This window comes from Vibrio sp. 10N.222.46.A1, from assembly GCF_041473595.1.
GTDB lineage: Bacteria > Pseudomonadota > Gammaproteobacteria > Enterobacterales > Vibrionaceae > Vibrio > Vibrio tasmaniensis_A.
The window spans coordinates 1-369 of the sequence record NZ_JBFRSN010001488.1; the positions used below are offsets into that span (position 1 = coordinate 1).

1 protein-coding gene is annotated in these 369 nt (G+C 45.8%); it reads left to right on the forward strand.

Annotation, left to right across the window (positions count from 1 at the left end; genetic code table 11):
- On the forward strand, positions 1-369 hold a 369-nt coding region (locus tag AB4496_RS27570; protein WP_372133173.1), incomplete at both ends, for an FAD-binding protein.

Below are 369 nucleotides of genomic sequence, written 5' to 3' on the forward strand. Positions count from 1 at the left end.
TCTTGTGCGTTGCTTTCTAAAGTTTTCCCAACTCGTTCTCATACTGTATCTGCGCAAGGTGGTATCACCGTTGCTCTTGGTAATGCGCATGAAGATCACTGGGAACAACACATGTACGATACGGTAAAAGGTTCCGATTACATCGGCGACCAAGATGCTATCGAATACATGTGTAAAAATGGTCCTGAGTCGGTTATCGAACTAGAAAAAATGGGTCTTCCATTTTCTCGTTTTGATAACGGCAGTATTTACCAACGTCCGTTTGGTGGCCAATCTAAGAATTTTGGTGGTGAGCAAGCGGCTCGTACCGCAGCGGCAGCCGACCGTACTGGTCACGCACTGTTACACACGCTTTACCAACAAAACATT